The sequence below is a fragment of the Cupriavidus sp. 22TCCZM04-2 genome (genome assembly GCF_057798895.1).
On record NZ_JBYOJS010000004.1, the window covers coordinates 340,119 to 364,107 of the forward strand.

At 65.4% G+C, this 23,989-nt stretch carries 21 protein-coding genes and 1 tRNA gene; 7 read left to right on the forward strand and 15 right to left on the reverse strand.

Annotated elements, in window-relative coordinates:
• Positions 1-15: 15 nt before the first annotated feature.
• From AC3FKG_RS09530 to icmF, 5 genes are all read right to left on the reverse strand, one after another.
• Positions 16-171, reverse strand: coding sequence for a hypothetical protein (locus tag AC3FKG_RS09530; RefSeq protein ID WP_483710257.1), 156 nt, complete (start codon positions 169-171; stop codon positions 16-18).
• A gap of 71 nt (positions 172-242) precedes the next feature.
• A complete protein-coding gene (locus AC3FKG_RS09535; protein ID WP_483710256.1) occupies positions 243-641 on the reverse strand; it encodes a hypothetical protein in 399 nt (132 codons plus the stop codon).
• 217 nt (positions 642-858) lie between these two features.
• On the reverse strand, positions 859-1,713 hold the full coding sequence (locus tag AC3FKG_RS09540) for a 3-hydroxybutyryl-CoA dehydrogenase (protein WP_483710255.1): 855 nt from the start codon (positions 1,711-1,713) through the stop codon (positions 859-861).
• Between the two features lie 58 nt (positions 1,714-1,771).
• On the reverse strand, positions 1,772-2,209 hold the full coding sequence (locus AC3FKG_RS09545; protein WP_488742923.1) for an HIT family protein: 438 nt from the start codon (positions 2,207-2,209) through the stop codon (positions 1,772-1,774).
• Between the two features lie 121 nt (positions 2,210-2,330).
• On the reverse strand, positions 2,331-5,612 hold the full coding sequence (gene icmF, locus AC3FKG_RS09550) for a fused isobutyryl-CoA mutase/GTPase IcmF (RefSeq protein WP_488742924.1): 3,282 nt from the start codon (positions 5,610-5,612) through the stop codon (positions 2,331-2,333).
• A gap of 232 nt (positions 5,613-5,844) precedes the next feature.
• On the opposite strand from icmF, the gene AC3FKG_RS09555 reads away from it, so the two are divergent.
• Both AC3FKG_RS09555 and AC3FKG_RS09560 read left to right on the forward strand, forming a co-directional pair.
• On the forward strand, positions 5,845-6,123 hold the full coding sequence (locus AC3FKG_RS09555; RefSeq protein ID WP_483710252.1) for a type II toxin-antitoxin system RelE/ParE family toxin: 279 nt from the start codon (positions 5,845-5,847) through the stop codon (positions 6,121-6,123).
• A 19-nt stretch (positions 6,124-6,142) separates the two neighbouring features.
• Positions 6,143-6,445, forward strand: coding sequence for a HigA family addiction module antitoxin (locus AC3FKG_RS09560; RefSeq protein ID WP_483710251.1), 303 nt, complete (start codon positions 6,143-6,145; stop codon positions 6,443-6,445).
• 55 nt (positions 6,446-6,500) lie between these two features.
• Here the strand turns inward: AC3FKG_RS09560 and AC3FKG_RS09565 are convergent, their stop codons facing one another.
• A complete protein-coding gene (locus AC3FKG_RS09565) occupies positions 6,501-6,842 on the reverse strand; it encodes a DUF2917 domain-containing protein (protein ID WP_488742925.1) in 342 nt (113 codons plus the stop codon).
• A 151-nt stretch (positions 6,843-6,993) separates the two neighbouring features.
• Between AC3FKG_RS09565 and AC3FKG_RS09570 the strand changes: the two genes are divergently transcribed.
• Complete coding sequence (locus AC3FKG_RS09570; RefSeq protein WP_483710249.1) at positions 6,994-8,415, forward strand: aminotransferase-like domain-containing protein; 1,422 nt, start codon at positions 6,994-6,996, stop codon at positions 8,413-8,415.
• A 3-nt stretch (positions 8,416-8,418) separates the two neighbouring features.
• On the opposite strand, the gene bcaP is transcribed toward AC3FKG_RS09570, so the two are convergent.
• From bcaP to aptA, 3 genes are all read right to left on the reverse strand, one after another.
• Entirely contained in the window at positions 8,419-9,816 is a 1,398-nt protein-coding gene (bcaP, locus tag AC3FKG_RS09575) for a branched-chain amino acid transporter BcaP (RefSeq protein WP_483710248.1), read from the reverse strand.
• A gap of 154 nt (positions 9,817-9,970) precedes the next feature.
• The gene (locus AC3FKG_RS09580) at positions 9,971-11,488 is read right to left on the reverse strand and encodes a CoA-acylating methylmalonate-semialdehyde dehydrogenase (RefSeq protein ID WP_488742926.1); all 1,518 of its coding nucleotides are present in this window, start codon (positions 11,486-11,488) and stop codon (positions 9,971-9,973) included.
• 14 nt (positions 11,489-11,502) lie between these two features.
• Entirely contained in the window at positions 11,503-12,834 is a 1,332-nt protein-coding gene (aptA, locus tag AC3FKG_RS09585) for an omega-aminotransferase AptA (protein WP_483710246.1), read from the reverse strand.
• Positions 12,835-13,163: 329 nt separating this feature from the next.
• Here aptA and AC3FKG_RS09590 point away from each other — a divergent pair, with 329 nt between their 5' ends.
• Complete coding sequence (locus AC3FKG_RS09590; RefSeq protein ID WP_488742927.1) at positions 13,164-14,612, forward strand: aminotransferase-like domain-containing protein; 1,449 nt, start codon at positions 13,164-13,166, stop codon at positions 14,610-14,612.
• A 321-nt stretch (positions 14,613-14,933) separates the two neighbouring features.
• Positions 14,934-15,965 (forward strand): CDF family Co(II)/Ni(II) efflux transporter DmeF, encoded by a 1,032-nt coding sequence (dmeF, locus tag AC3FKG_RS09595; RefSeq protein WP_488742928.1) that lies wholly within the window; start codon positions 14,934-14,936, stop codon positions 15,963-15,965.
• An 87-nt stretch (positions 15,966-16,052) separates the two neighbouring features.
• On the opposite strand, the gene AC3FKG_RS09600 is transcribed toward dmeF, so the two are convergent.
• The 3 genes from AC3FKG_RS09600 to bfr all read right to left on the reverse strand — a co-directional run bounded on the left by AC3FKG_RS09600 (position 16,053) and on the right by bfr (position 17,421).
• Positions 16,053-16,496, reverse strand: a complete 444-nt coding sequence (locus AC3FKG_RS09600) for a GNAT family N-acetyltransferase (protein ID WP_483710243.1) — start codon at positions 16,494-16,496, stop codon at positions 16,053-16,055.
• 284 nt (positions 16,497-16,780) lie between these two features.
• A tRNA-Cys gene (locus AC3FKG_RS09605) sits at positions 16,781-16,855 on the reverse strand.
• A gap of 89 nt (positions 16,856-16,944) precedes the next feature.
• Entirely contained in the window at positions 16,945-17,421 is a 477-nt protein-coding gene (gene bfr, locus AC3FKG_RS09610) for a bacterioferritin (RefSeq protein WP_483710242.1), read from the reverse strand.
• 356 nt (positions 17,422-17,777) lie between these two features.
• On the opposite strand from bfr, the gene AC3FKG_RS09615 reads away from it, so the two are divergent.
• Positions 17,778-18,443 carry a dihydrofolate reductase family protein gene (locus AC3FKG_RS09615; RefSeq protein ID WP_488742929.1) on the forward strand — a complete coding sequence of 222 codons (666 nt, stop codon included), beginning with the start codon at positions 17,778-17,780 and terminating at the stop codon, positions 18,441-18,443.
• Between the two features lie 39 nt (positions 18,444-18,482).
• Here the strand turns inward: AC3FKG_RS09615 and glmS are convergent, their stop codons facing one another.
• Positions 18,483-20,321 carry a glutamine--fructose-6-phosphate transaminase (isomerizing) gene (gene glmS / locus AC3FKG_RS09620; protein WP_483710212.1) on the reverse strand — a complete coding sequence of 613 codons (1,839 nt, stop codon included), beginning with the start codon at positions 20,319-20,321 and terminating at the stop codon, positions 18,483-18,485.
• A 141-nt stretch (positions 20,322-20,462) separates the two neighbouring features.
• A complete protein-coding gene (gene glmU / locus AC3FKG_RS09625; RefSeq protein WP_488742930.1) occupies positions 20,463-21,827 on the reverse strand; it encodes a bifunctional UDP-N-acetylglucosamine diphosphorylase/glucosamine-1-phosphate N-acetyltransferase GlmU in 1,365 nt (454 codons plus the stop codon).
• Positions 21,828-22,086: 259 nt separating this feature from the next.
• Between glmU and AC3FKG_RS09630 the strand changes: the two genes are divergently transcribed.
• Complete coding sequence (locus AC3FKG_RS09630; protein ID WP_488742931.1) at positions 22,087-22,944, forward strand: DUF6279 family lipoprotein; 858 nt, start codon at positions 22,087-22,089, stop codon at positions 22,942-22,944.
• Positions 22,945-23,022: 78 nt separating this feature from the next.
• On the opposite strand, the gene ttcA is transcribed toward AC3FKG_RS09630, so the two are convergent.
• Complete coding sequence (gene ttcA / locus AC3FKG_RS09635) at positions 23,023-23,961, reverse strand: tRNA 2-thiocytidine(32) synthetase TtcA (protein ID WP_488742932.1); 939 nt, start codon at positions 23,959-23,961, stop codon at positions 23,023-23,025.
• Positions 23,962-23,989: the final 28 nt, after the last annotated feature.

Genomic DNA, 23,989 nt, shown 5'->3' on the forward strand with positions numbered 1-23,989 from the left:
AAGCTGCCAGGGCGGCTAATAGCACGGCAACTGTGTACACGTGACCGTGGTGCCGGAGGACGGCCTTGCTGCTGCATTGTTGGCCGGAGGATTGGGGTCGCTGCTGCTGACCGAGATACAGCCGGTCAGCGACAAGGCGAGGAGCAGGACAGCCAGACAGGTTCTTTGCATTGCCGTCTCCGTTGGTGGGCTGGGGCGATTTCAGTTATAGGCGAAATCCAGGCCCTGCCCCCGGAGGCGGGCTACCAGCGGTCGCGGTCGTGGCCACGACCGTGGCCGTGGCCATGGTCACGGTCGTCGTCCCAATCGCGGTCACGATGGCCGCGGTGGCCGTACCACTGCTCGCGTCCCCACCAGCGGCGGCCGTCCCAATAGCGGTCCCCATGCCAGCCCATCACGATGGCCGGAGCAACGACGACCGGCGCCGGGCCATACGCAGCCACCGGCGGCGGGCCGTAGACAACGGGAGGAGGAGGCGCCACATAGACCGGCGGCGGCGGCGCTACATAAACGGGGGCAGGTTCGACGTAAACCGGTGCGGGCACGCCGATGCTGACGCCGACATCGACACGTGCCATCGCCGGGCTGGCTGCCAGCGACAACGCGCCAAGCGTGAAGGCGGCTAGAAGGGGTCGGATCATCTGGTTCCTTTTCTGTCTTGATTCCATGATTCACTCTAACGCGGCGGTCACGTAACGGGTGGCGTGGAATTGTTTCTGCATGTGAAGCTATGTAAGCGTCGTTCGCGGCGCGCGGCGAAGGCTTGGATTCACGTCGAAAGCAAACCGGCCGCCTCAATGGCGGCCGGCGATTACTGCACATGCGTTGCGTCATTGCAACGCCCGTGAGTTGCAGGGATTACTTGCTATACACGTACACACCACGGCCCGTCTTGCGGCCCAGATAGCCTGCGGCCACCATCTCGCGCATCAGCATGGCGGGGCGGTACTTCGGATCGGCAAACTCCGTGTACAGCACTTCCATCACTGCCAGCATGGTATCCAGGCCGATCATATCGGCCAGCGCCAGCGGGCCGATCGGGTGGTTGCAACCGAGCTTCATGCCTTCGTCGATTTCTTCCGGCGACGCCAGGCCTTCGCCCAGCACGCAGAAGGCCTCATTGATCATCGGGCACAGGATGCGGTTGACCACGAAACCGGGGCTGTTCTTCACCGTGATCGGGTACTTGCCCAGTTCCTTCGCCAGCGCCTCGACGTCGGCGTGCGTAGCGTCGCTGGTCTGCAGGCCGCGGATCAGCTCGACCAGCGCCATCACCGGCACCGGGTTGAAGAAGTGCATGCCGATGAAGCGGTCGGCGCGGCTGGTCACGGCGGCAAGCTTGGTGATCGAGATCGACGAGGTGTTCGACGCGATGATCACTTCCGGGCCGACGATCCCGTCGATCTGCTTGATGATCTTGACCTTCAGGTCGAAGTTCTCGGTGGCGGCCTCGATCACGATGTCGGCCTTCTTCAGGTCTTCATACGCGGTGGAGCCGTGAATGTGCGCGAGCGCGGCGGCCTTGTCGGCTTCGCTGATCTTGTCCTTCTTGATCAGGCGGTCCAGGCTGCCGGCGACGGTGGCAATGCCCTTCTGCACCGCTGCGTCGCTGATATCCACCATCACCACGTCCAGGCCTACTACCGCGCAGGCCTGTGCGATGCCGTTGCCCATGGTGCCGGCACCGACGATGCCCACTGTCCTGATTGCCATCTCTCTGTTCCTCGTTGCTGGTTATGTATTCGTTGTCCGCTAGCGCTCGGGCAGCCGCTCAGGCAGCCTGTTCGCGCAGCGCGGCGATGACGCGCTGCGCGTGGGCCTCGAGCACGTCCGGGGTCTGCGTGTCGCGCGCGTGGCCGCGCAAGGCCTGGTCCGAATAGCGCGGCACGATATGGAAATGCACGTGCGGCACGGTCTGGCCGGCAGCTGCGCCATTGAACTGCCCGATCGACAATCCGTCCGGATTGAAGGCCTGGCGCACCGCGCGCGCGACGCGCTGCGTGGTGCGGATCGCGGCCTCGGCGCCGGCTTTCGACAGGTCGAACAGGTTGACCGCGGCTTCCTTCGGCACCACCAGGGTATGGCCGTCGGATTGCGGCATGATATCCATGAAGGCGATGGTCTCGGCATCTTCATAGACCTTGATGCACGGCAGTTCGCCACGCAGGATCTTCGCAAAAATATTGTTCGTGTCGTACTGGCTGTTCATGGTCGGGGGGCGGCGTGGTTCCGGGGTCCGGCGAGCTGTCGAGTTTAACGCACAGGGGCGGCCATGGCCGTGATAGCCCCCCGCCGCCCCTCGATTTCCGTGCAATTTTCTGCCTTTTATTTCACATATTGCGGCGGTACTGCCCTCCGACCTCGAACAGCGCGTGCGAAATCTGCCCCAGCGAGCACACGCGCACCGCGTCCATCAATACCGCAAACACATTCTGGTTGTCGATCACGGCCTGGCGCAGGCGCTGCAGCATGGCAGGCGCCGCGTCGGCATGCGCCTGCTGGAATGCGGCCAGACGGTCGAGCTGACTCTGCTTCTCGGCTTCGCTGGAGCGCGCCAGTTCCAGCTTTCGCGGGATCGGGTCGCCGTCCGGATTGCGGAACGTGTTCACGCCGATGATCGGCAGCGTGCCGTCATGCTTGAGCTGTTCATAGTACAGCGACTCCTCCTGGATCTTGCCGCGCTGGTAGCCGGTCTCCATCGCTCCAAGCACGCCGCCGCGCTCGGCAATGCGCTCGAACTCCTGCAGCACGGCCTCTTCGACCAGGTCGGTCAGCGCTTCGATCAGGAAGCTGCCCTGGTTCGGGTTCTCGCACTTGGCCACGCCCCATTCGCGATTGATGATCAGCTGGATCGCCAGCGCGCGGCGCACCGATTCGCCGGTGGGCGTGGTGATGGCCTCGTCATAGGCGTTGGTGTGCAGCGAATTGCAGTTGTCGTAGATCGCGATCAGCGCCTGCAGCGTGGTGCGGATATCGTTGAAGTCGATCTCCTGCGCATGCAGCGAGCGGCCCGAAGTCTGGATGTGGTACTTGAGCTTCTGGCTACGCTCGTTGGCACCATACTTGTCGCGCATCGTCACCGCCCAGATGCGGCGCGCCACGCGGCCGAGCACGCTGTACTCGGGGTCCATGCCGTTCGAGAAGAAGAATGACAAGTTGGGCGCGAAGTCGTCGATGTGCATGCCGCGCGCCAGATACGCCTCGACATAGGTGAAGCCGTTGGCGAGCGTGAAGGCGAGCTGCGAGATCGGGTTCGCGCCGGCCTCGGCGATGTGGTAGCCCGAGATCGACACCGAATAGAAGTTGCGCACCTGGTGGTGCACGAAATACTCGGCAATATCGCCCATCACCTTGAGCGAGAACTCGGTCGAGAAGATGCAGGTGTTCTGGCCCTGGTCTTCCTTGAGGATGTCGGCCTGCACCGTGCCGCGCACGTTCTGCAGCACCCACGCGCGGATCTTGGCCTCTTCGTCGGCGCTCGGCTCGCGGGCGTTGTCGGCGCGGAATTTATCGAGGTTCTGGTCGATGGCGGTGTTCATGAACATCGCCAGGATGGTCGGCGCCGGCCCGTTGATCGTCATCGACACCGACGTGCTCGGGCTGGTCAGGTCAAAGCCGTCATAGAGCACCTTCATGTCGTCGAGCGTGGCGATCGACACGCCGGAATTGCCGACCTTGCCGTAGATGTCAGGACGCACGTGCGGGTCTTCGCCGTACAGCGTGACCGAGTCGAATGCGGTGGAAAGCCGCTTGGCCTCCATGCCTTCCGACACCAGCTTGAAGCGCCGGTTGGTGCGGAAGGCATCGCCCTCGCCGGCAAACATGCGCGTGGGATCTTCGTTCTCGCGCTTGAATGCGAACACGCCGGCGGTGTACGGGAAGCTGCCGGGCACGTTCTCGCGCATCAGCCACTTCAACACTTCGCCATCGTCTTCGAAGCGCGGCAGCACGACCTTGCTTATCTTCGTGCCAGACAGCGTGGTGCTTACGAGCCGCGTACGCAGTTCCTTGTCGCGAATCCTCACCACGTAGTCGTCACCGCTGTAGGCCTGCTGCATTTGCGGCCACATGTCCAGCAGCTTGCGTTCGAGCGCGCCAAGCGCTGCGTCGCGCTGCGCGCAGAGGTTGTCCAGTGCAGCAACGCCTTCGCCCTGCGCTTGCGCGAGCATGCGGCTGGACGCACGCAATTGCTGGCGCTCACGCGCGATGCGGCTCTGCTCCGCCACGCGCCGGTGATAGCCACGCAATGTATCGGCCAGTTCCGCCAGGTAGCGGTTGCGCTGCGGCGGAACGATGACGTTCTGTCCGGTCGAAACGCGGCCGGTCAGCGCCGGCAGCGTGCCCGGCTGCAACTTCAGTCCCTTCGCGGCCAGCGCCTCGCGCAGGCCCTGGTAGAGCATGGTCACGCCGTCGTCATTGAAGCGCGACGCCTGCGTGCCGTACACGGGCATGTCCTCGGGCTTGCCATGCCATTGTTCGCGGTTGCGCTGCACTTGCTTGGCCACATCGCGCCAGGCATCCTGCGCGCCTCTGCGGTCGAACTTGTTGATCGCGACGAAATCGGCGAAGTCGAGCATGTCGATCTTCTCGAGCTGGCTCGCGGCGCCGAACTCCGGCGTCATCACGTAGAGCGAGAGGTCGACGTGCGGGACGATGGCCGCATCTCCCTGGCCAATGCCCGAGGTTTCGACTACGACCAGATCGAACCCGGCCACCTTGCACGCGGCGATGACATCGGGCAGTGCCTGCGATATCTCGCTGCCTGCCTCGCGCGTGGCCAGCGAGCGCATGAAGATGTTCGGATGGTTGATCGCATTCATGCGGATGCGGTCACCGAGCAGCGCGCCGCCGGACTTGCGCCGCGACGGGTCGATCGAGACCATCGCGATGCGCAGCGTGTCCTGCTGGTCCAGACGGATACGGCGGATCAGTTCGTCCGTCAACGACGACTTCCCAGCGCCGCCAGTTCCGGTAATGCCCAGCACTGGCACCGTGGCCTGGTCCGCCTGCGCGCGCAGATCCGCCACCAGCGCCGGATCCGCTTTGCCGTTCTCCAGCGCGGTAATGAGCTGCGCCAGCTCGCGACGGTCGCCTGCGACCACCGCGTCGAGCGTTGTCGGCGCATAGCAGCTCAGGTCGATATCGCAGCGCTGCACCATGTCGGCAATCATGCCGGCCAGGCCCATGCGCTGGCCATCCTCGGGACTGTAGATGCGCGCCACGCCGTAGGACTGCAGTTCGCGGATCTCGTCCGGCACGATCACGCCGCCACCACCGCCGAACACTTGCACATGCTCGCCGCCCTTCTCGCGCAGCAGATCCACCATGTACTTGAAGTACTCGACGTGGCCGCCCTGGTAGCTGGAGATGGCAATGCCCTGCGCGTCTTCCTGCAGCGCTGCGGTCACCACTTCATCGACGGAGCGATTGTGGCCGAGGTGGATCACCTCGCAGCCGTAGGACTGCAGGATGCGCCGCATGATGTTGATCGATGCGTCGTGGCCGTCGAACAGCGAAGCCGCCGTGACGAAACGCACCTTGTTGACGGGGCCGCGCGCCTGCGCCCGGGGCGCGTCGCGACGGGCATCGCGCACATCGGAAAGATCGGTCATGGTCTCCACCGCTGGCTGGATTGGCTCGCGGCCGCCTGCAGCCTGGTGCGCCGGTCTGGTGCCGGCTTGGCCGTGCTTGCGGCGGGCGTGGTCCCCGGCGGCTACGACGGGGGCCAATCGATTATATGGCGTTGACGTTTACGTAACCCAAGTCAGCTATTGTGCGGCGAATCAATCACATCGCTACGCGTAGTAACGTCTTGCGTTATTAACGCCATGCGTTATCATAACCATGATTACGTCGTTCAACTGCCGCGACACCGCGCTGCTTTTCGGTGGTACCCGCGTTGCCCGATTTACCAACATCGAACAAGTCGCCATCCGAAAGCTGCAGCAAATTCATGCGGCGGACAGCCTTGGCTTCCTGCGGGTCCCGCCAAACAACCGCCTGGAAGCACTCAAGGGAGACCGTGACGGGCAATTGAGCATACGGATCAACGACCAGTGGCGCATCTGCTTCCGGTTCGCCGATGGCTACGCAGCCGACGTCGAAATCGTCGACTACCACTAAACACGCAAAGGAGCAGGCAATGTCTCGTGAAGTCCCGCTCGCCCCCCCAGGCGAGATCCTGCAGGCGGATTGGCTCGAGCCGCTAGGCCTGTCCCAGTACGCCCTGGCAAAGGCCATCGACGTGCCGCCGCGCCGCATCAACGAAATCGTCAAGGGTGAACGCGCGATCACCGCAGACACGGCGGTGCGCCTGGCGGCCTTCTTCGGCACCGACGCGCAAAGCTGGATGAATCTGCAGACCTACTACGACACCGAAATGGCGAAAGAAAAGATCGGTGCCGCCAAGCTGGCGGAGATCAAACGGCATTCGGTCTCCGCCTGAGTGGCGGAATGAAGAGGGCCGCGCATGGCGGCCCTGGCAGCGGCTGACGACGCCATCACCGCACGCCCAACCGCGGGCACTCCCCAAACGCATCCGTCTTCCACTCGCCCCAGCGGTGCGCCAGCACGCGCAGCCAGCCGGCAAGTCGCGCCCACGACAACGGCGCGGATACTGCTGCCAGCGCGATACGCGCCGGGCCGCTCTCGCCCGACAGCCAGAAGCGCTCGCCCTCGGCCAGCGCAAAAACGTCGCCAGGCCGCAGCCAGAAGTCGGCCACGCAGCCTTCCACCGTGACCCATACCCGGCCCTCGATCACCTTCACGCTTTGCCCGTAGCGCGCGCGCAGGCTCACCGGCTGCCCCGGTTCATCCAGTTCAAATACCCTCAGTTCACGCATGTCGCACTCCTTGCCAGCGCGGCGGCACCGATCTCCGCCATGCTTCCATTATTCGCATGCCCGACTAGAATCCCATGTACAGTTGTGAACAGTTTTCCATGAACTGTTCAGTAGTTTTTCCTGACAGTTCGACTGATAGGTCGACGCCACCATGAAGCTGATCATTGACCCCACCACGGGCGTTCCCCTGACCGAGCAGATCATCCAGGGCGTGAAGGCCTGGATCAGCTCCAGCGAGGCGCGCCCCGGCGCACGGCTGCCTTCGATCCGGCAGCTTGCGGCCAACAGTGGCATCAGCCGCTTCCCGGTGATCGAGGCCTACGACCGGCTGGTGTCGCAAGGACTGCTGGATTCGCGCCATGGATCGGGCTTCTATGTGGCGGAGAGCCCGCTGGCCACCCGGTCGGCGCGCGGCTGGTCGGACCCGAGCCTGGCCGAGGACCTGTCCGGCCACATCATGGAGCAGTTCAACCATCCCAGCGGCGCGCTCAAGCTGGCCGGCGGCTTCGTACCCGAGACCTGGCGCGATGTGGAAGGGCTGACCCAGGCCATCCGTGCGGTGTCGCGCAACGACATCGACAGCGTGATTCACTACGCGACACCGCTTGGCCACCCTGAACTGCGCCGGCAGGTGCTGCTGCGCGTGCGCCAGCTCGGCATTGCCGCGGAGCTGCCCCAGGTGCTGATCACCACCGGGGCCAGCCAGGCACTGGACCTGGTGGTGCGCCACCTGCTCAAGCCGGGCGACACGGTGTTTGTCGAAGATCCCGGCTACTACAACCTGTTCGGCCTGCTGCGCCTGCACGGCGTGCAGCTCGTAGGCGTGCCGCACACGCCGTCCGGCCCAGACCCCGAGGCCACCGAGGCACTGCTGCGCGAGCACAAGCCCAAGCTGTTCTTCACCAACAGCGTGCTGCAGAACCCCACGGGCTCGACCCTTGCGCCGCCAGTCGCGTTCCGACTGCTGGAACTGGCGCGCCGCCATGGCTTCCGCTTTGTCGAGGACGATATCTTCTCGGACTTCCAGACGCACTTCACCGACCGGCTCGCCACGCTGGACCAGCTGGAGCACGTGATCTACATCGGCGGCTTCTCGAAGACCGTGTCGGCCTCGCTGCGCACCGGCTACCTGGTGGCGGACAAGGCGCTGGTGAAGGACCTCGTCGATGTGAAAGTGCTCACCAGCGTGGCCGGCTCGCACTTCGCGGAGGCGGTCACCGCCTCGCTGCTGGAACGCGGCGCCTATCGCAAGTACGTGGAACGGCTGCGCCTGCGCGTGCGTGAGTCTTCGGCCAACGCGGTGCGCCAGCTTTCGGCATGCGGCTGGGAAGTGTTCTGCGAGCCCGCGGGCGGCAACTTCCTGTGGGCCCGTCCGCCGGGCATCGAGGACTCGCGCGAGCTGGTCGCGCTGGGCGAAAAATACGGCGTGATGCTCGCGCCCGGCAACTACTTCCGGCCGGGCGGCGAGACCTCGGCGTGGATCCGCGTCAATACCGCGTATGCCAACGAACCGCGCTCGGTGGCGTTCATGCGCGAGGCCGCCGCCATGGGCCAGGAGAGCGCAAGGGGCTGAGCCTCAGCCGCCGTGGTTGTGCAGCACGGCGTTGCGCCGCGCGTAGAGGAAATACACCGCCAGGCCGATCGCCAGCCACACCAGGAATGCGATCCAGGTGAGCGCCTGCAGGTGGGCCATCAGGAACAGGCAGAAGCCCGCGGACAGCAGCGGCACCACCGGCACGCCCGGGCAGCGGAACGCGCGCGGCAGGTCGGGCCGGGTGCGGCGCAACACCAGCACGGCAACCGAGATCAGCGTGAAGGCAGCGAGCGTGCCGATATTGATCAGCTCGGCCAGCACATTGAGCGGCACGAAGCCGGCAATGATGGCGAACACGATGCCCACTGTCCACGTGGCGAAGTACGGCGTGGCATGCACGGGATGCACCGACGAGAGCCGCTCGGGCAGCAGGCCATCGCGCGACATGGCAAAGATGATGCGGGTCTGGCCGTAGGTCATGACCAGGATCACCGTGGTCATGCCCAGAATGGCGCCGAGGTCGACAAAGCCAGCCACCCAGTTCTGTCCGGCGAACTGCAGCGCCAGCGACACGGGATGATCCACGCCCTCGAATTTCGCGAAGGGCACGATGCCGGTCATGATCGCGGCCACCACCACGTACAGCACGGTGCAGACCGCCAGCGAGCCGACAATGCCGACGGGCAGGTCTCGGCTCGGGTTGCGCACCTCCTCCGCGGCCGAGGTCACGGCGTCGAAACCGATGAAGGCAAAGAAAACCAGCGCCGCAGCATTGAACACGCCGGTCATGCCGAACGGCGCGAACGGCTGCCAATTCGCCGGTTTCACGTGCCACACGCCCACGGCGATGAACAGCAGCACCACGCTGATCTTGATCGCCACCATCACATTGTTCAGCCGCGTCGATTCCTTCACGCCGTACGACACCACCCAGGTGATCGCCAGCATGATCAGCATGGCCGGCAGGTTGACCATGGTCGCCACGCCGGGCACGGCGCCCGGCGCCGCCGTGAGCGCCGCCGGCAGCTTCAGCCCGAAGCCGGCGACGAGCGACTGGAAATAGCCCGACCAGCCCACCGACACCGCCGAGGTGGCCAGGCCGTATTCGAGCAGAAGGTCCCAGCCGATCATCCAGGCGATGATCTCGCCCAGCGTGGCATAGCTGTAGGTATAGATCGATCCCGACACCGGGATGGCGGAAGCAAACTCGGCATAGCAAAGCGCGGCGAAGCCGCAGGCCATGGCCGCGATGACGAAAGACACCGTCAGCGCCGGGCCGGCGGTCAGCGCGCCGGTGCCGGTCAGCACGAAGATGCCGGTGCCGATGATGGCGCCGATGCCCATCATCACGAGGTCGATCGGCCCGAGCACTTTCTTCAGGCCGTCGTGATCGGCCACGGCGAGCATGGCGTCAATATTCTTGGTGCGGAACAGACTCATCAGAATTACCCCCGCGAATGCCGTCTTGTGGATGGCTTCGCCTTTTCCTGGAAAGGACGGGAGTTTACTCTTGTGAGCGTGCGCCAAAAGCCACTAGGCGCCGGGCGGGATGATCCACGTCACGCGTCACGCAGATCATCCCTGCGGGGGGACGCTACTTCGCCACCGGCATCGTGAACTCGGCGCCCTTCGCGATCGAGTCTGGCCAGCGCTGCATCACGCTCTTGTAGCGCGTGTAGAAGCGCACGCCCTCTTCGCCGTAGGCGTGATGGTCGCCGAACAGCGAGCGCTTCCAGCCACCGAACGAATGCCACGCCATCGGCACGGGAATTGGCACGTTGATGCCCACCATGCCGACCTGGATCTGCCGCGCGAACGCGCGCGCAATGCCGCCGTCGCTGGTGTAGCAGGACACACCGTTGCCGTACTCATGCGCGTTGATCAGCGCCACCGCTTCGGCAAAGTCATGCACGCGCACCACCGACAGCACCGGGCCGAAGATCTCTTCCTTGTAGATCGTCATGTCGGGCGTGACGTTGTCGAACAGCGTGCCGCCGACATAGAAGCCGTTCTCGTGGCCATCGACCTTGTGGCCCCGGCCATCGGTCACGAGCTTTGCGCCTTCCTGCACGCCCTTCTCGATATAGCCTTCGACTTTCGCCTTGTGCGCACCGGTCACGAGCGGCCCCATTTCGGCGTCGGCTTCCATGCCGTTGCGGATCTTCAGCGTCGAGGCGCGATCGGCCAGGCGCGGAACAAGCTTGTCGGCCACATCGCCCACGGCCACCGCGACGGAGATCGCCATGCAACGCTCGCCAGCCGAGCCGTAGGCCGCGCCGACCAGCGCATCGACGGCCTGGTCAAGGTCCGCGTCGGGCATCACCACCAGATGGTTCTTCGCGCCGCCCAGCGCCTGCACGCGCTTGCCGTGCTTCGTGCCTTCGGTGTAGATGTATTCGGCGATCGGCGTCGAGCCGACGAACGACAGCGCCTGCACGTCCGGATGCGCAAGCAGCGCATCGACGGCCGCCTTGTCGCCCTGCACGACGTTGAACACGCCGTCGGGCAAGCCAGCCTGCTTGAGCAGGTCGGCAATCAGCAGGCTCGGCGACGGATCGCGCTCGGATGGCTTGAGCACGAAGGTATTGCCGCACGCGAGCGCCACCGGGAACATCCACATCGGCACCATCACCGGGAAGTTGAACGGCGTGATGCCGGCCACCACGCCCAGCGGCTGGCGCAGGTTCCAGTTGTCGATGCCGCCGCCCACGTTGTCGGTGAAATCGGTCTTGAGCAGGTTCGGAATGCCGCAGGCAAACTCGACCACCTCGATGCCCCGCGTGACTTCGCCCTTGGCGTCGCTGAACACCTTGCCGTGCTCGCGCGTGATCAGCGCGGCCAGGTCGTCATGGTGCTTGTCCAGCAACTCCTTGAACTTGAACAGGATGCGCGCGCGGCGCAGCGGCGGTGTGTCGGCCCACGCCGGGAACGCGGCCTTGGCGGCCGCGACGGCATCGGACACGTCCTGCGCGGTGCCAAGCGTCACGTGCGCGGCCACCTCGCCGGTGGCCGGGTTGAAGACATCGGCAAAGCGCGCGGATGCGCCTTGCCGGACCGTGCCACCGATGTAATGGTGGATTTCGGCGATCTGCCGGTTCTCTGCAATATTCACTTCGGCGTCCCTCGTTACTGCACTTCCCGCAGGGCCTGCTTGACGGTGTCGAACAGTTCGGCGATCTGCGCCTCGCTGATGATCAGCGGCGGCGAAAACGCCAGGATGTCGCCGGTGTAGCGCACCAGCACGCCGCGCTCCAGGCACTTTAGGAAGGCTTCATACGCCCGCGCGCCAGGCTGGCCCGGACGCGGCTCCAACTCGATGCCGGCCACCATGCCAAGGTTGCGGATGTCCTTCACGTGCGGCGCCTCACGTACGCTGTGCACGGCGGCTTCGAACGCGGGCGACAGTTCGGCGGCGCGGCCGAACAGGTTTTCGCGCTGGTACAGGTCCAGCGTGGCGATCGCGGCGGCGGCGGCCAGCGGGTGGCCCGAATAGGTGTAGCCGTGCGCCAGCTCGATCGCACCCGGTGCGGCGGAGTTGACCACCGTGTCGTGCACTTCGCGGCGCACGGCTACGGCGCCCATCGGCACGGCGGCGTTGTTGATGGCCTTGGCCATCGTGATCAGGTCCGGCGTGACCTTGAAGCGCTCCGCCGCGGTGGCGGTGCCCAGGCGGCCGAATGCGGTGATGACCTCGTCGAAGATCAACAGGATGCCGTGCTTGCTGGTGATCGCGCGCAGCTTGTCCAGGTAGCCGACCGGCGGCACCAGCACGCCGGCCGAGCCAGCCAGCGGCTCGACGATGACCGCCGCGATGGTCGACGGATCATGCAGCGCGACAATGCGCTCCAGCTCGTCGGCCAGGTGTGCGCCCCACTGCGGCTGGCCCTTGGAGAACGCCGCTTCAGCGATGTTCAGGGTGGCCGGAAGGTGGTCGGTGCCAGGCATCAGGTTGGCCGAGAACGCCTTGCGGTTCGGCCCGATGCCACCCACTGCCATGCCGCCGAAGCCTACGCCGTGATAGCCGCGCTCGCGGCCGATAAAGCGCGTGCGCTGGCCCTCGCCGCGCGCACGGTGATAGGCCAGGGCAATCTTCAGCGCGGTGTCGACCGACTCCGATCCGGAGTTCGTGAAGAAGATGCGGTCCAGGCCCTGCGGCATGATGGCGGCCACTTTGGTGGCGGCTTCGAAGGACAGCGGATGACCCATCTGGAACGGCGGCGCATAGTCCAGCGTGGCGGCCTGGCGCGCCACGGCCTCGGCAATTTCCTTGCGGCAGTGGCCGGCGGCCACGCACCAGAGGCCCGCGCAACCGTCCAGGATCTGGCGTCCGTCGTGGGTGGTGTAGTACATGCCGCTGGCAGACGCCAGCAGGCGCGGCGCCGCCTTGTACTGGCGGTTCGCGGTAAAGGGCATCCACAGGGCATCGAGATCGGGAATCACGGTCTTGGCGGCGTCCATACGTCCTCCTCTGGCAAGCGGGTTGGCGCGCGCTGTCACGGCGAAGTGCGTGCAGCGGCAGGGATGTCGGCCACTCTACCGGCGGCCCAGGGGCGACAAAATATACAGTCCGGACAACGTCACCTTACCGTACAGTTTAGGCAAGGCAAACCGTACAGGATTGTGCCGCTGCAGCAGCGACACCGTGTCACGCTAACGGGACCCGCCACGCGGTGCCGGGCGGCGTCACACATTGCAGTGCGTCATTTGCGGCGTGGATACCGGCGCGTTGCCCAGATGCCTTCGTGCTGCCGCTAAACTGTACAGGTTGCTTCCGTCTGAAGTGCCGCATGCTGATCCTTGACCTGACCCGCAGCCGCCGCGGCGGCGAAACCCTGACCGAACAGATCGTGGCCGGCATCGCCGCGCTGGTGGACCGCCGCGCGCTGCGCGCCGGCTCCGCGCTGCCGTCGGTACGCCGCTTTGCACAGCAGCATGGCATCAGCACCTTCACGGTGGCCGAAGCCTACGGCCGGCTCACCGCGCTGGGCTACCTTGCCGCACGCGCAGGTTCCGGCTACACCGTGGCCCACCGCCATGCGCCGGCGGGCGGCGCGCGTGCGCCGCGTTGGGAAGCGCCCGGGCTCAATGCGGCGTGGCTGCTGTCGGATGTGTTCGCCGACCATTCCGTGCCGATCAAGGCCGGCGCCGGCTGGCTGCCCGGGGACTGGCTCAACGAGGAAGGCCTGCACCAGGCCATGCGCGCTGCCGCGCGCGTGCCGGCCGCGCAGGTGTCGGGCTACGGCCAGCCTTACGGCTATGCGCCGCTGCGCGAGCATATCGCCGCCGGTCTCGGCCAGTACGGGATTCCGATGCAGGCGCAGCAGGTGGTGCTGACCCAGGGCGCCACGCAGGCGCTGGACCTGGTGGTGCGTACGCTGCTGCGCACCGGCGATACCGTGCTGGTCGAGGCGCCCTGCTACTGCAACCTGCTGCAGATCCTGCGGCTCGCCGGCCTGCGCGTGGTGGGCGTGCCGCGCACCGCGGCCGGGCTCGATACCGATGCACTGGAAGATGCCATCCGCACGCACGCCCCGCGTGCGCTGTTCGTCAACACCGTGCTGCAGAACCCGACCGGCGCCAGCCTCACCAGCATGAACGCGTTTCGCGTGCTGCAGCTTGCCGAGCAGCACCGGCTGCTGGTGGTGGAAGACGATATCTACCGCGAACTCGCGCCGGCGGGTTCGCCCATGCTGGCCGCGATGGATGGACTGTCGCAGGTGGTCTACGTCAATGGCTTTTCCAAGACCATCACGCCGTCGCTGCGTGTCGGCTATCTCGCCGCCAGCGCGGACCTGGCCAAGGCCTTCGCGCGGACCAAGATGGCAGTCGGGCTGACCTCGTCGGAAGTGACGGAGCGGCTGGTGTATTCGGTCCTGACCAGCGGCCACTACGGCCGCCATGTGGCGGCGCTGGCCGAACGGCTGCGCGCCCAGCAGGACCGCGTGACGGAGAAGATGGAAGCGCACGGCCTGGAGGTGCTGCTGCGCCCGGAAGGCGGGATGTTCGCCTGGGCCCGCGTGCGCGACGCGCTACCCGATGGCCTGCCGATGACCGGCAACCGGCTCGCTACGCTGGCGCTCGAACATGGCATCTGGCTGGCGCCAGGGTCCTATTTCGAGCCGGAGGAAACGGATTCGCCATGGATCCGCTTCAATGTGGCGACCGGTGACGCGCCGCCGTTATGGGACTTCCTGGATGGCCTGTCGGACCGGGAGCGCGCCGTGCGCGCTGCCTGAACCGGCCCGCTGCCGGGCTCAGCTCCAGAGGCGCTCGACCACCATGCCAGCGGTCGCGCAGATGCCAATCCAGACCGCCATGCAGACGGCGATAAAACGGTAGCTCATATCGAAATTGACAACAAAAATGGGGATGGAATGTGAATATTTCTTGAAATTATACATGCATACGTGAATGTATGTATAAACGAGAGCGCATCACATGCAGCCCGCGGCCGTCTGCGCATTCCCGCTCCGGCCACAGGGGCGCCCCGGCTTCGCGCGCGGCGGTCTGCTACCCTACCCGCTCGCTTCCTGCTCCGTCCGACGGATCCGCCCTCCATGCACACCGAAGATCTCTCTACGTGGACCCACAGCCACGTATTCGACACTGGCAACCATGCGGCCGAGCGCAGCACCCGGCTGGTGATGATGATCACGGCCGTCACCATGGTCGTGGAAATTGCTGCCGGCTGGTGGTTCAACTCCATGGCATTGCTGGCCGACGGCTGGCACATGAGTTCGCACGCCCTGGCGATCGGCATGACGGCTTTTGCCTACGCGGCCGCGCGGCGCTACGCGTCGGATGCGCGCTTTGCCTTCGGCACCTGGAAAATCGAAGTGCTCGCCGGCTTCGCCAGCGCCGTGTTCCTGATTGGCGTGGCGGCACTGATGGCGATCGGCTCGGTGGACCGGTTGTTCAGCCCTCAGGCCATCCACTATCGCGAAGCCATGGCCATCACGGCGCTCGGCTTGCTGGTGAACCTTGGTTGCGCGCTGATCCTCGGCGGTGCGCACCATGATCATGACCATCATGGACACGGGCATCACCACGACCACCACCACGGCCACCACCACGACGATCATGCCCACGGGCATGGCCACCATCACGACATCAACCTGCGCTCCGCCTACCTGCATGTGGTGGCCGATGCCGCGACGTCGGTGCTGGCCATCGTCGCGCTGGCCGGCGGCTGGTGGCTCGGCTGGAGCTGGCTGGACCCGGTGATGGGTCTGGTCGGCGCGGTGCTGGTCGGCCGCTGGGCTTTGGGGCTGCTGCGCCAGAGCGGAACCGTGCTGCTGGATCGCGAGATGGACCACCCGGTGGTCGGTGAAGTGCGCGAAGTACTGGCCGGATTCGAACCCGCCGACGACGACCGCGATGCCATACGCGTGACCGACCTCCATGTCTGGCGCGTCGGCAAGCAGCAGTTCGCCTGCATCGTCTGCCTGGTCACGCATGACACCACCCTGACACCGCAGCGCGTGCGCGAGGCCTTGTCCGTGCATGAGGAGCTCGTGCATGTGACGGTGGAGATCAGCGTCTGCCGCGACGAAGACCATCCGGGCGTGCGCGCCGCGCGGCACGCCTGACGGAGCTTGCTGCCTGTTCCCCACCGACTGGAAAGACCCGGTTACTTCCGCTCTCGGGAAAACGTGCCGGCGCTCACGCGCACGGCTTCAGGTCAGTTCGCAGCACATGCACAGCGGTGGCGTGTCGGCATGGCGATGGAATTCACTGGAGGACAGCACCTCGGCCGGCAGGCTCGAGGCAGAGATCAGCGAGAAGCCGTAGCGCGCGAAATAGCTCGGGCAGGTAGGGGTCAGCAGCACGGCGCGCTTGGCCCCGTTGGCACGCGCCCGCATCAGCACCGCGCGTACCACATGGGTGGCGATGCCCTGGTCGCGGTATTCCGGCAACACCGCCACCGAGCGGATCACCACGATCTCGCCAAAACGCTCGCCAGCCCCGCAGCCGACCACCTGCGATTCGTGCACGGCAACGTGGAAGTGCTCCAGCATGCGGAGTACATCATCGGTTGGCAGGCTGCAGCGTTCCAGCACCGCGCCGACCGCAGGCGCATCCGGAGGTACCGCTGCCCGGATTCGCAGATCTTTAATCATCGGGAGCCTCTTAACCTTGCGTCACTACGGGAACACCACGGAAGCCCTGCATGGTCGTCACGTGCGCAAGCGCCGGATGCACCTGCACGCGACACATTGCCGCGTCAACACACTACCGCAAAGAGCGCCGTTGTTCCAGACGGTAACAACGCGTAAACAACGCTCACGGTACAGCATGAGACCGGCTGGTTCCACGCCCGTACGGGTGATATGCGAAGGGACAAGCAGGGATCGTGCCGCTCAGGGCACCGCAGGCATCCGGCGCCATGCGCGCGGAAGGAAACTGGAGGCGGGGATACGGAATCGAACCGTCGTAAACGGCTTTGCAGGCCGTCGCATCACCACTCTGCCACCCCGCCGTGGACGAAAGATCCGGGGACAAATCGTGTTGCGGGGCGCAGTGTAGCGGTAAATCGGAAAGTTTGCAGGCGCCGTACTCGCGGCGGGGTTATTCGACCCCGCCCATGCCGGACTGGATGTAGTTCTGGATGCCGACCTTGCCGATCAGTTCGATCTGCGACTCGAGCCAGTCGATATGTTCTTCGGTCGCTTCCAGGATGTCGACGACGACTTCGCGCGATACGTAGTCGCCCACCGATTCGAAATACTTGATCGCTTCCTTGCAGCTTGCCTGGGAAATCTGCTCGAGCTTCAAGTCGCAAGCCAGCATTTCACCGGTGTTTTCGCCGAGCAGCAATTTATCGAGGTCCTGCAGATTCGGCAGGCCGTCGAGCAACAGGATACGCTCGATCAGCTTGTCGGCATGCTTCATTTCCTCGATCGATTCCTCGTATTCGTGCTTGCCCAGCGCATTGATGCCCCAATGCCGGTACATGCGCGCATGCAGGAAATACTGGTTGATCGCGGTCAGTTCGTGCTTGAGCTGGGCATTGAGGAGCTGTATGACCTTCTTGTCAGATTTCATGGCATATCCCCTTCCCCCGGGACAGAAAATACTGTTTTTCCTTGTCCGATCCGGTCCGGCTTTTGCGCCGGTCTATTTTCATGGTAGGCCCGATTGGCGCGACATCAAGCGAGACGGCAAAATGCGCGGGAAATCATCGCCTGCTGTGCGTTGGATCGAGAATGCGTATGGTTTTGATTTTCGACGCGATTATCAGTCGCGCGTAAAAATGCCAGGAACGCGGTAGTTGCCCATCCGGAAGGAACAGCTCGGCGCCCATTGCCCGTAAAAAAAAGGAGTGGGATACCTGCCCTTTCCTATTCTCTGGAGAGCCGATCGCGTGCTGAACCGTTCGACAAAGGAACAGGGAGTGGATCATGAATCTCACGCAGCCAACATCCCGACTCAGGGTGAACTGCTTCTCGCTGTCGCTTGACGGCTACGGTGCCGGCCTGGACCAGAGCCTCGCCAATCCGATGGGAGTCGGCGGCATGTCGCTGCACGAATGGGTGTTCCCCACGCGCCGCTTCCAGGCCATGCTCGGCCGCGAGGGCGGCAGCACCGGGGTCGACAATGACTTTGCCGAACGCGGCTTCGAGAATCTGGGCGCGTGGATCCTCGGCCGCAATATGTTCGGCCCCGTGCGTGGGCCGTGGCCCGATGGCGACTGGAAAGGCTGGTGGGGCGACAACCCGCCCTATCACGTGCCGGTGTTCGTGCTGACGCACCACGCGCGGCCATCGATCGAGATGGAGGGCGGCACGACCTTCCACTTCGTCACCGATGGCATCCACGCGGCGCTGGCGCGCGCGCGCGAAGCCGCGCAGGGCCGCGATATTCGCGTGGGCGGTGGCGTGGCGACGATCCGCCAGTACCTGCACGCCGGCCTGATCGACGAGATGCACCTCGCCATGGCGCCGACGCTGCTCGGCGGCGGCGAGTCGCTGCTTGCAGGCATTGACCTGCCGGCGCTCGGCTATGCCTGCACCGAACACGCGAGCACGCCCGCCGCGCTGCACGTCGTGCTGACGAAGCGGGCGTAGCGCCGGCTCGGCGTGCGGGCCGCTAAACGCCCCGGCGCCCTACTCCACCGTCACCGACTTCGCCAGGTTCCGCGGCTTGTCCACGTCGGTCCCCCGCGCGCACGCCGTGTGATACGCCAGCAATTGCAACGGCACCACGTGCAGGATCGGCGACAGATCGCCATAGTGCTCGGGCATGCGGATCACCTGGATGCCGTCCGTCGACTGGATGTGCGTGTCGCTATCGGCAAACACATACAGGCGTCCGCCACGCGCCCGCACTTCCTGGATGTTGGACTTGAGCTTTTCCAGCAGCGCGTCGTTCGGGGCGACGGTGACCACCGGCATGGCTTCCGTCACGAGCGCGAGCGGGCCGTGCTTGAGTTCGCCGGCCGGATAGGCCTCGGCGTGGATGTACGAGATTTCCTTTAGCTTGAGCGCGCCCTCGAGCGCGATCGGGTAGTGCTTGCCGCGCCCCAGGAACAGCGCGTTCTCGCGGCGTGCGAACTCTTCCGACCAGGCGATGATCTGCGGCTCGAGCGCCAGCACGCCATGCAGCGCGGCGGGCAGGTGGCGCAGGTTGGCCATGTCCTTCGCCTCGGCTTCTTCCGACAGGAAGCCGCGCACCTTGGCCAACGCCAGCGTCAGCATGTACAGCGCGGCGAGCTGCGTGGTGAAGGCCTTGGTCGACGCCACGCCGATCTCGGTGCCGGCGCGCGTGAGGAAGCGCATCTCGGTCTCGCGCACCATGGCGCTGGTGGCCACGTTGCAGATCGACAGCGTGTGGGTATGGCCCAGCGCGCGCGCGTGGCGCAGCGCGGCCATGGTATCGGCGGTCTCGCCGGACTGCGAAATCACCACCACCAGCGCGCGCGGATTCGGCACGGTCTCGCGATAGCGGTACTCGCTGGCCACTTCGACCTGGGTCGGGATCCTGGCAATGCTTTCGAGCCAGTACTTGGCCGTGCAGCCCGAGTAGTAGCTGGTGCCGCAGGCCAGGATCAGCACGCTGTCGATCTCGGGGAAGACCTCGGCCGCGCGCTCGCCAAACAGCTCCGGCGAAATGCCTTCGATGCCTTCAAGCGTGTCGCCAAGCGCGCGCGGCTGCTCGAAGATCTCCTTCTGCATGAAATGGCGGTACGGACCCAGGTCCACCGTGGCGGCGTGGGCTTCGACCACGCGTGCCTCGCGCTCGACCAGATGATCGTGGCCGTCACGGATGGTCACGCCTTCACGCGTAACTTCCACAACATCGCCCTCTTCCAGGTAGATGATGCGGTTGGCGGTGCCGGCCACGGCCAGCGCGTCGGAGGCCAGGAAAGCCTCGCCGTCGCCGAGCGCCACCACCAGCGGCGAGCCGGCGCGCGCGCCGACCACGCGCTCGGGCTGGTCCTTGGCGAACACGGCGATCGCATAGGCGCCGTGCAGGCGCTTGGTCACGGCGCGCACCGACGCGAACAGGTCGCCGCGCGTGGCGCTGCTCGGGTAGCTGTAGGCCTGGTGGATCAGGTGGGCCACGACTTCGGTGTCGGTCTGCGACTCGAAGCCGTAGCCGGCCGCGCGCAGTTCCTCGCGCAGCGGCTCGTAGTTCTCGATGATGCCGTTGTGCACCAGCGCGATGGTCTCGCCGGACAGGTGCGGGTGGGCATTGACGGTGTCGGGCTTGCCGTGCGTGGCCCAGCGCGTGTGCGCCACGCCGGTGGTGCCGGCCAGGCCCGAAGCCTGGGTCTGGGCGTCCAGATCCGCCACGCGCGATACCGTGCGCGCACGCTCGACGGAAGCATCGCGCACCACGGCTACGCCGCAGGAATCATAGCCACGGTATTCGAGGCGGCGCAGGCCTTCGATCAGGACCGGAACGATATTGCGCGTAGAAACCGCGCCGACGATGCCACACATGCTGCACTCCCGTGGTCGGCGCCGACACCGGCGCCCGTTTTCAATGACGGCAACGGCCATTGTGCCGCGCCGGTACGGCCGCAAGCGCTGCGGCCGCCGTGTTGTGTTGCCCCGTTGGCTACCGCGCGGTAGCCGTACTGCTTACGGCTTTGGCTGCTTGACCGGACGCTGCCAGGCGGCGATGGTCATCTGCTTGGCGCGGGACAGCGTCAGCTGGTCGGCCGGCGCTTCCTTGGTCAGCGTGGTGCCCGCACCGATGGTCGCGCCGCGGCGCACCGTCACCGGCGCCACCAGCTGCGTATCGGAGCCGATGAAGACATCGTCCTCGATTACCGTGCGGAACTTGTTCGCGCCGTCATAGTTGCAGGTGATGGTGCCAGCGCCAATATTCACGCGCGAGCCGACCGTGGCGTCGCCCACATAGGCCAGGTGATTGGCCTTGCTATGCGCCGCGACCTGCGAGTTCTTCACTTCGACGAAGTTGCCGATATGCACATCCTCGCCCAGCTCCGTGCCCGGGCGCAGCCGCGCGTACGGGCCGATGCGGCCCTGCGCGCCGATCTTCGCGCTGTCGATATGGCAGAACGGCTGCACCTGCGCGCCGGCGTCGATGGTGGCATTGCGGATCACACAGTTGGCGCCGATCTGCACGCCATCGCCCAGATGCACGCGGCCTTCGAACACACAGCCGACATCGATGCTGACATCGCGCCCGCAGGTCAGCGCGCCGCGCACGTCGATGCGCGCCGGGTCGGCCAGCGTCACGCCGGCTTCGAGCAGGCGCTGGGCCTGGTTGCGCTGGTGGATGCGTTCCACTTCGGCAAGCTGGACCTTGCTGTTGACGCCGAGCGTTTCCCACACCGCCGCGGGCTGGGCCGACACGATCTCGACGCCTTCGGCCGCCGCGCGCTCGACGGTGTCGGTCAGGTAGTACTCGCCCTGGGCGTTGTCATTGCGCAGCGTGGACAGCCAGCGACGCAGGTGGCCCGTCGGGCACACGATAATGCCGGTATTGATTTCGCGGATCGCGCGGACGGCTTCGCTGGCATCCTTCTGCTCGACGATCCGGACGATGCTGCCCCCGGCATCGCGCACGATGCGGCCATAGCCGCTCGGGTCCGGCATCTCAACCGTCAGGACGCCGAACCGGCTCTTGCCGGCGGCTTCGACCAGTGACTTCAACGTCGCCGCGGAGGTCAGCGGCACGTCGCCGTAGAGAACCAATGTGGGCTGGCTGTCGTCCAACTGAGGAAGTGCCTGCGCCACCGCATGCCCGGTGCCCAGCTGCTGGGGCTGCTCCGCAAAGGTGACATCATCGGCGGCCACGGCCGTGCGCACATGTTCGGCACCGTGGCCGACCACGACCACCAGGCGCGAAGGGGACAGCGTACGTGCCGTGTCGATGACATGCGCAAGCAGGGGACGCCCGGCGACGGGGTGCAGCACCTTGGGCAAATCGGAGTGCATCCGCTTGCCCATCCCAGCGGCGAGAATGACGATGTTCACAAGGAGACCCTCTTGGTGCATGGTTCGGGAAAGCTGTTCTTTAAGGCACCAGCCGGCAGTTTGGCCGCCGGCTTTCGTGAGCCCTGTGGTGGTGGCATCCGCCGTTCCTGGGAGCCAGAACCGTTGCCAGGACTGGGCTTGCGGGCAATCCGGCAACCCTGGCAAGATGCGCGGCGATTTTAACATGACGGTTTCTGCCCAATACGCCACTGTTTCCGATTTTCACAATCGCTGGCTACGCCGAATATTGGCGATATTCGTGGCGGCCGTCCTCTGCGGATGCAGCGCGATGAAGACCGGCTACCAGCAGGGCGACCGCCTGGCTTATTGGTGGATCGACCATTATGTCGACGTCAGCGACGCGCAGGAGCCGCCCACGCGCGAGGCCATTGCGCGCTTCTTCGCGTGGCACCGGCAGTACCAGCTTCCCGAGATCTCGACTTTGCTGACCCAGGCCCGGGACCAGGTCCGGCAACCGGTCAGCGCCTCGTCCATCGTGCAGTTCCAGGAATCGAGCCAGCGGCTTGCGCGGCAGTCGTTCAACCAGGCCATGCCGGACGTCGCCGACCTGCTGCTTACGCTGACCCCGGCGCAGATCGACCGCATCGAAAAGAAGTTCGATGAGGGCAACACCAAGTACCGCAAGAAGTTCCTGAGCGGCAGTGCCCAGGACCGCGAGTCGGCGCGCTTCGACAAGGTGATGGACTACGCGAAGCTGATCTACGGAAGCTTCTCCGATGAGCAGGAAAAGGCCATCCATGCCGCCATGGGCCCGCTGATGCAGGGCGCCCAGGCGCGCTACGCGGAGCGCCTGCGCCGCCAGGAGGACTGGCTGGCGCTGGCGCGGCAGGTCCAGCAGACGCATCCGCCCAAGGCGCAGGTCATCGAGCTGCTGCGCCGCTACGCTGACCACTGGCAGCACCCGCCCGGCGAAACCCGAGCCGCCAGCCACGATGCCAACAACCAGGCTGGCGTGGCGCTGGTCGCCACCATTGCCAACCTGACCACGCCAGCGCAGAAGGCGCATGCCGTCGAACGCTTCCAGAAATGGATCGACGATACGCGCAGCCTGATGCGCGAGCGCCAGGGCAACACTGCGCAGGCGGCGAACCAGTAGCGATCGCCCGATGCCCCAAGGCAAGACGCCCGCGTGATAACGCGGGCGTCTGATTTTCCCATTTTCCCGGCGGGAGGCTTACTCGGCGCTGGGCTGCGGCACGGCCGCCGGCGCCTGCCCGGGGCGCTCGAAGCGGACGAACTCCATCCGGTTCTCGTCGCTGCTGCCGGCGAACACCAGCGGCTGCTGCGTGAACGTGGTTTCGCCGAACAGCGAAGCTTCATCCACCTTGGCCAGGCCCGTGGCCAGCCCGGTGAACGGGAACAGCTCGGTGTCGGCCAGGTGCGACGGCACCACGTTGCGCAGGGACGCGAAGATATTGTCGATACGGCCGGGGTTTTCGCGCTCCCAGCCTTGCAGCATTTCGCTGACCTTCTTGCGCTGCAGGTTTTCCTGCGAGCCGCACAGGTTGCACGGGATGATCGGGAATTCCATCGCACGCGCATACGCGGCGATGTCCTTTTCCGCGCAGTACGCCAGCGGCCGGATCACGACGTGCGCGCCATCATCCGTAGCCAGCTTCGGCGGCATGGCCTTCATCTTGCCGCCGAAGAACATGTTCAGGAAGAAGGTGTTGACGATGTCGTCGCGGTGGTGGCCCAGCGCGATCTTGTTGGCGCCAAGCTCCTTGGCCGTGCGGTAGATCACGCCGCGGCGCAGGCGCGAGCACAGCGAACAGGTGGTCTTGCCCTCGGGCACCTTCTCCTTGACGATCGAGTAGGTATCGGCCTCGACAATCACATATTCCACGCCGGTTGCCTTCAGGTACTCCGGCAGCACATGCTCGGGAAAACCGGGCTGCTTCTGGTCCAGGTTCATCGCGATCAGCTTGAACTTGATCGGCGCGCGCTTCTGCAGCGCCATCAGGACCGACAGCATGGTGTACGAGTCCTTGCCGCCACTCATGCAGACCAGCACGGTGTCGCCGTCCTCGATCATGCCGAAGTCGCCGATGGCCTTGCCGGTTTGCGATTGGAGCCTCGTCTCGAGGCGGTAGAAGTTATTGGAGTGGGTCATGAGGCATACCGGATCGTTGCGGCCGCCC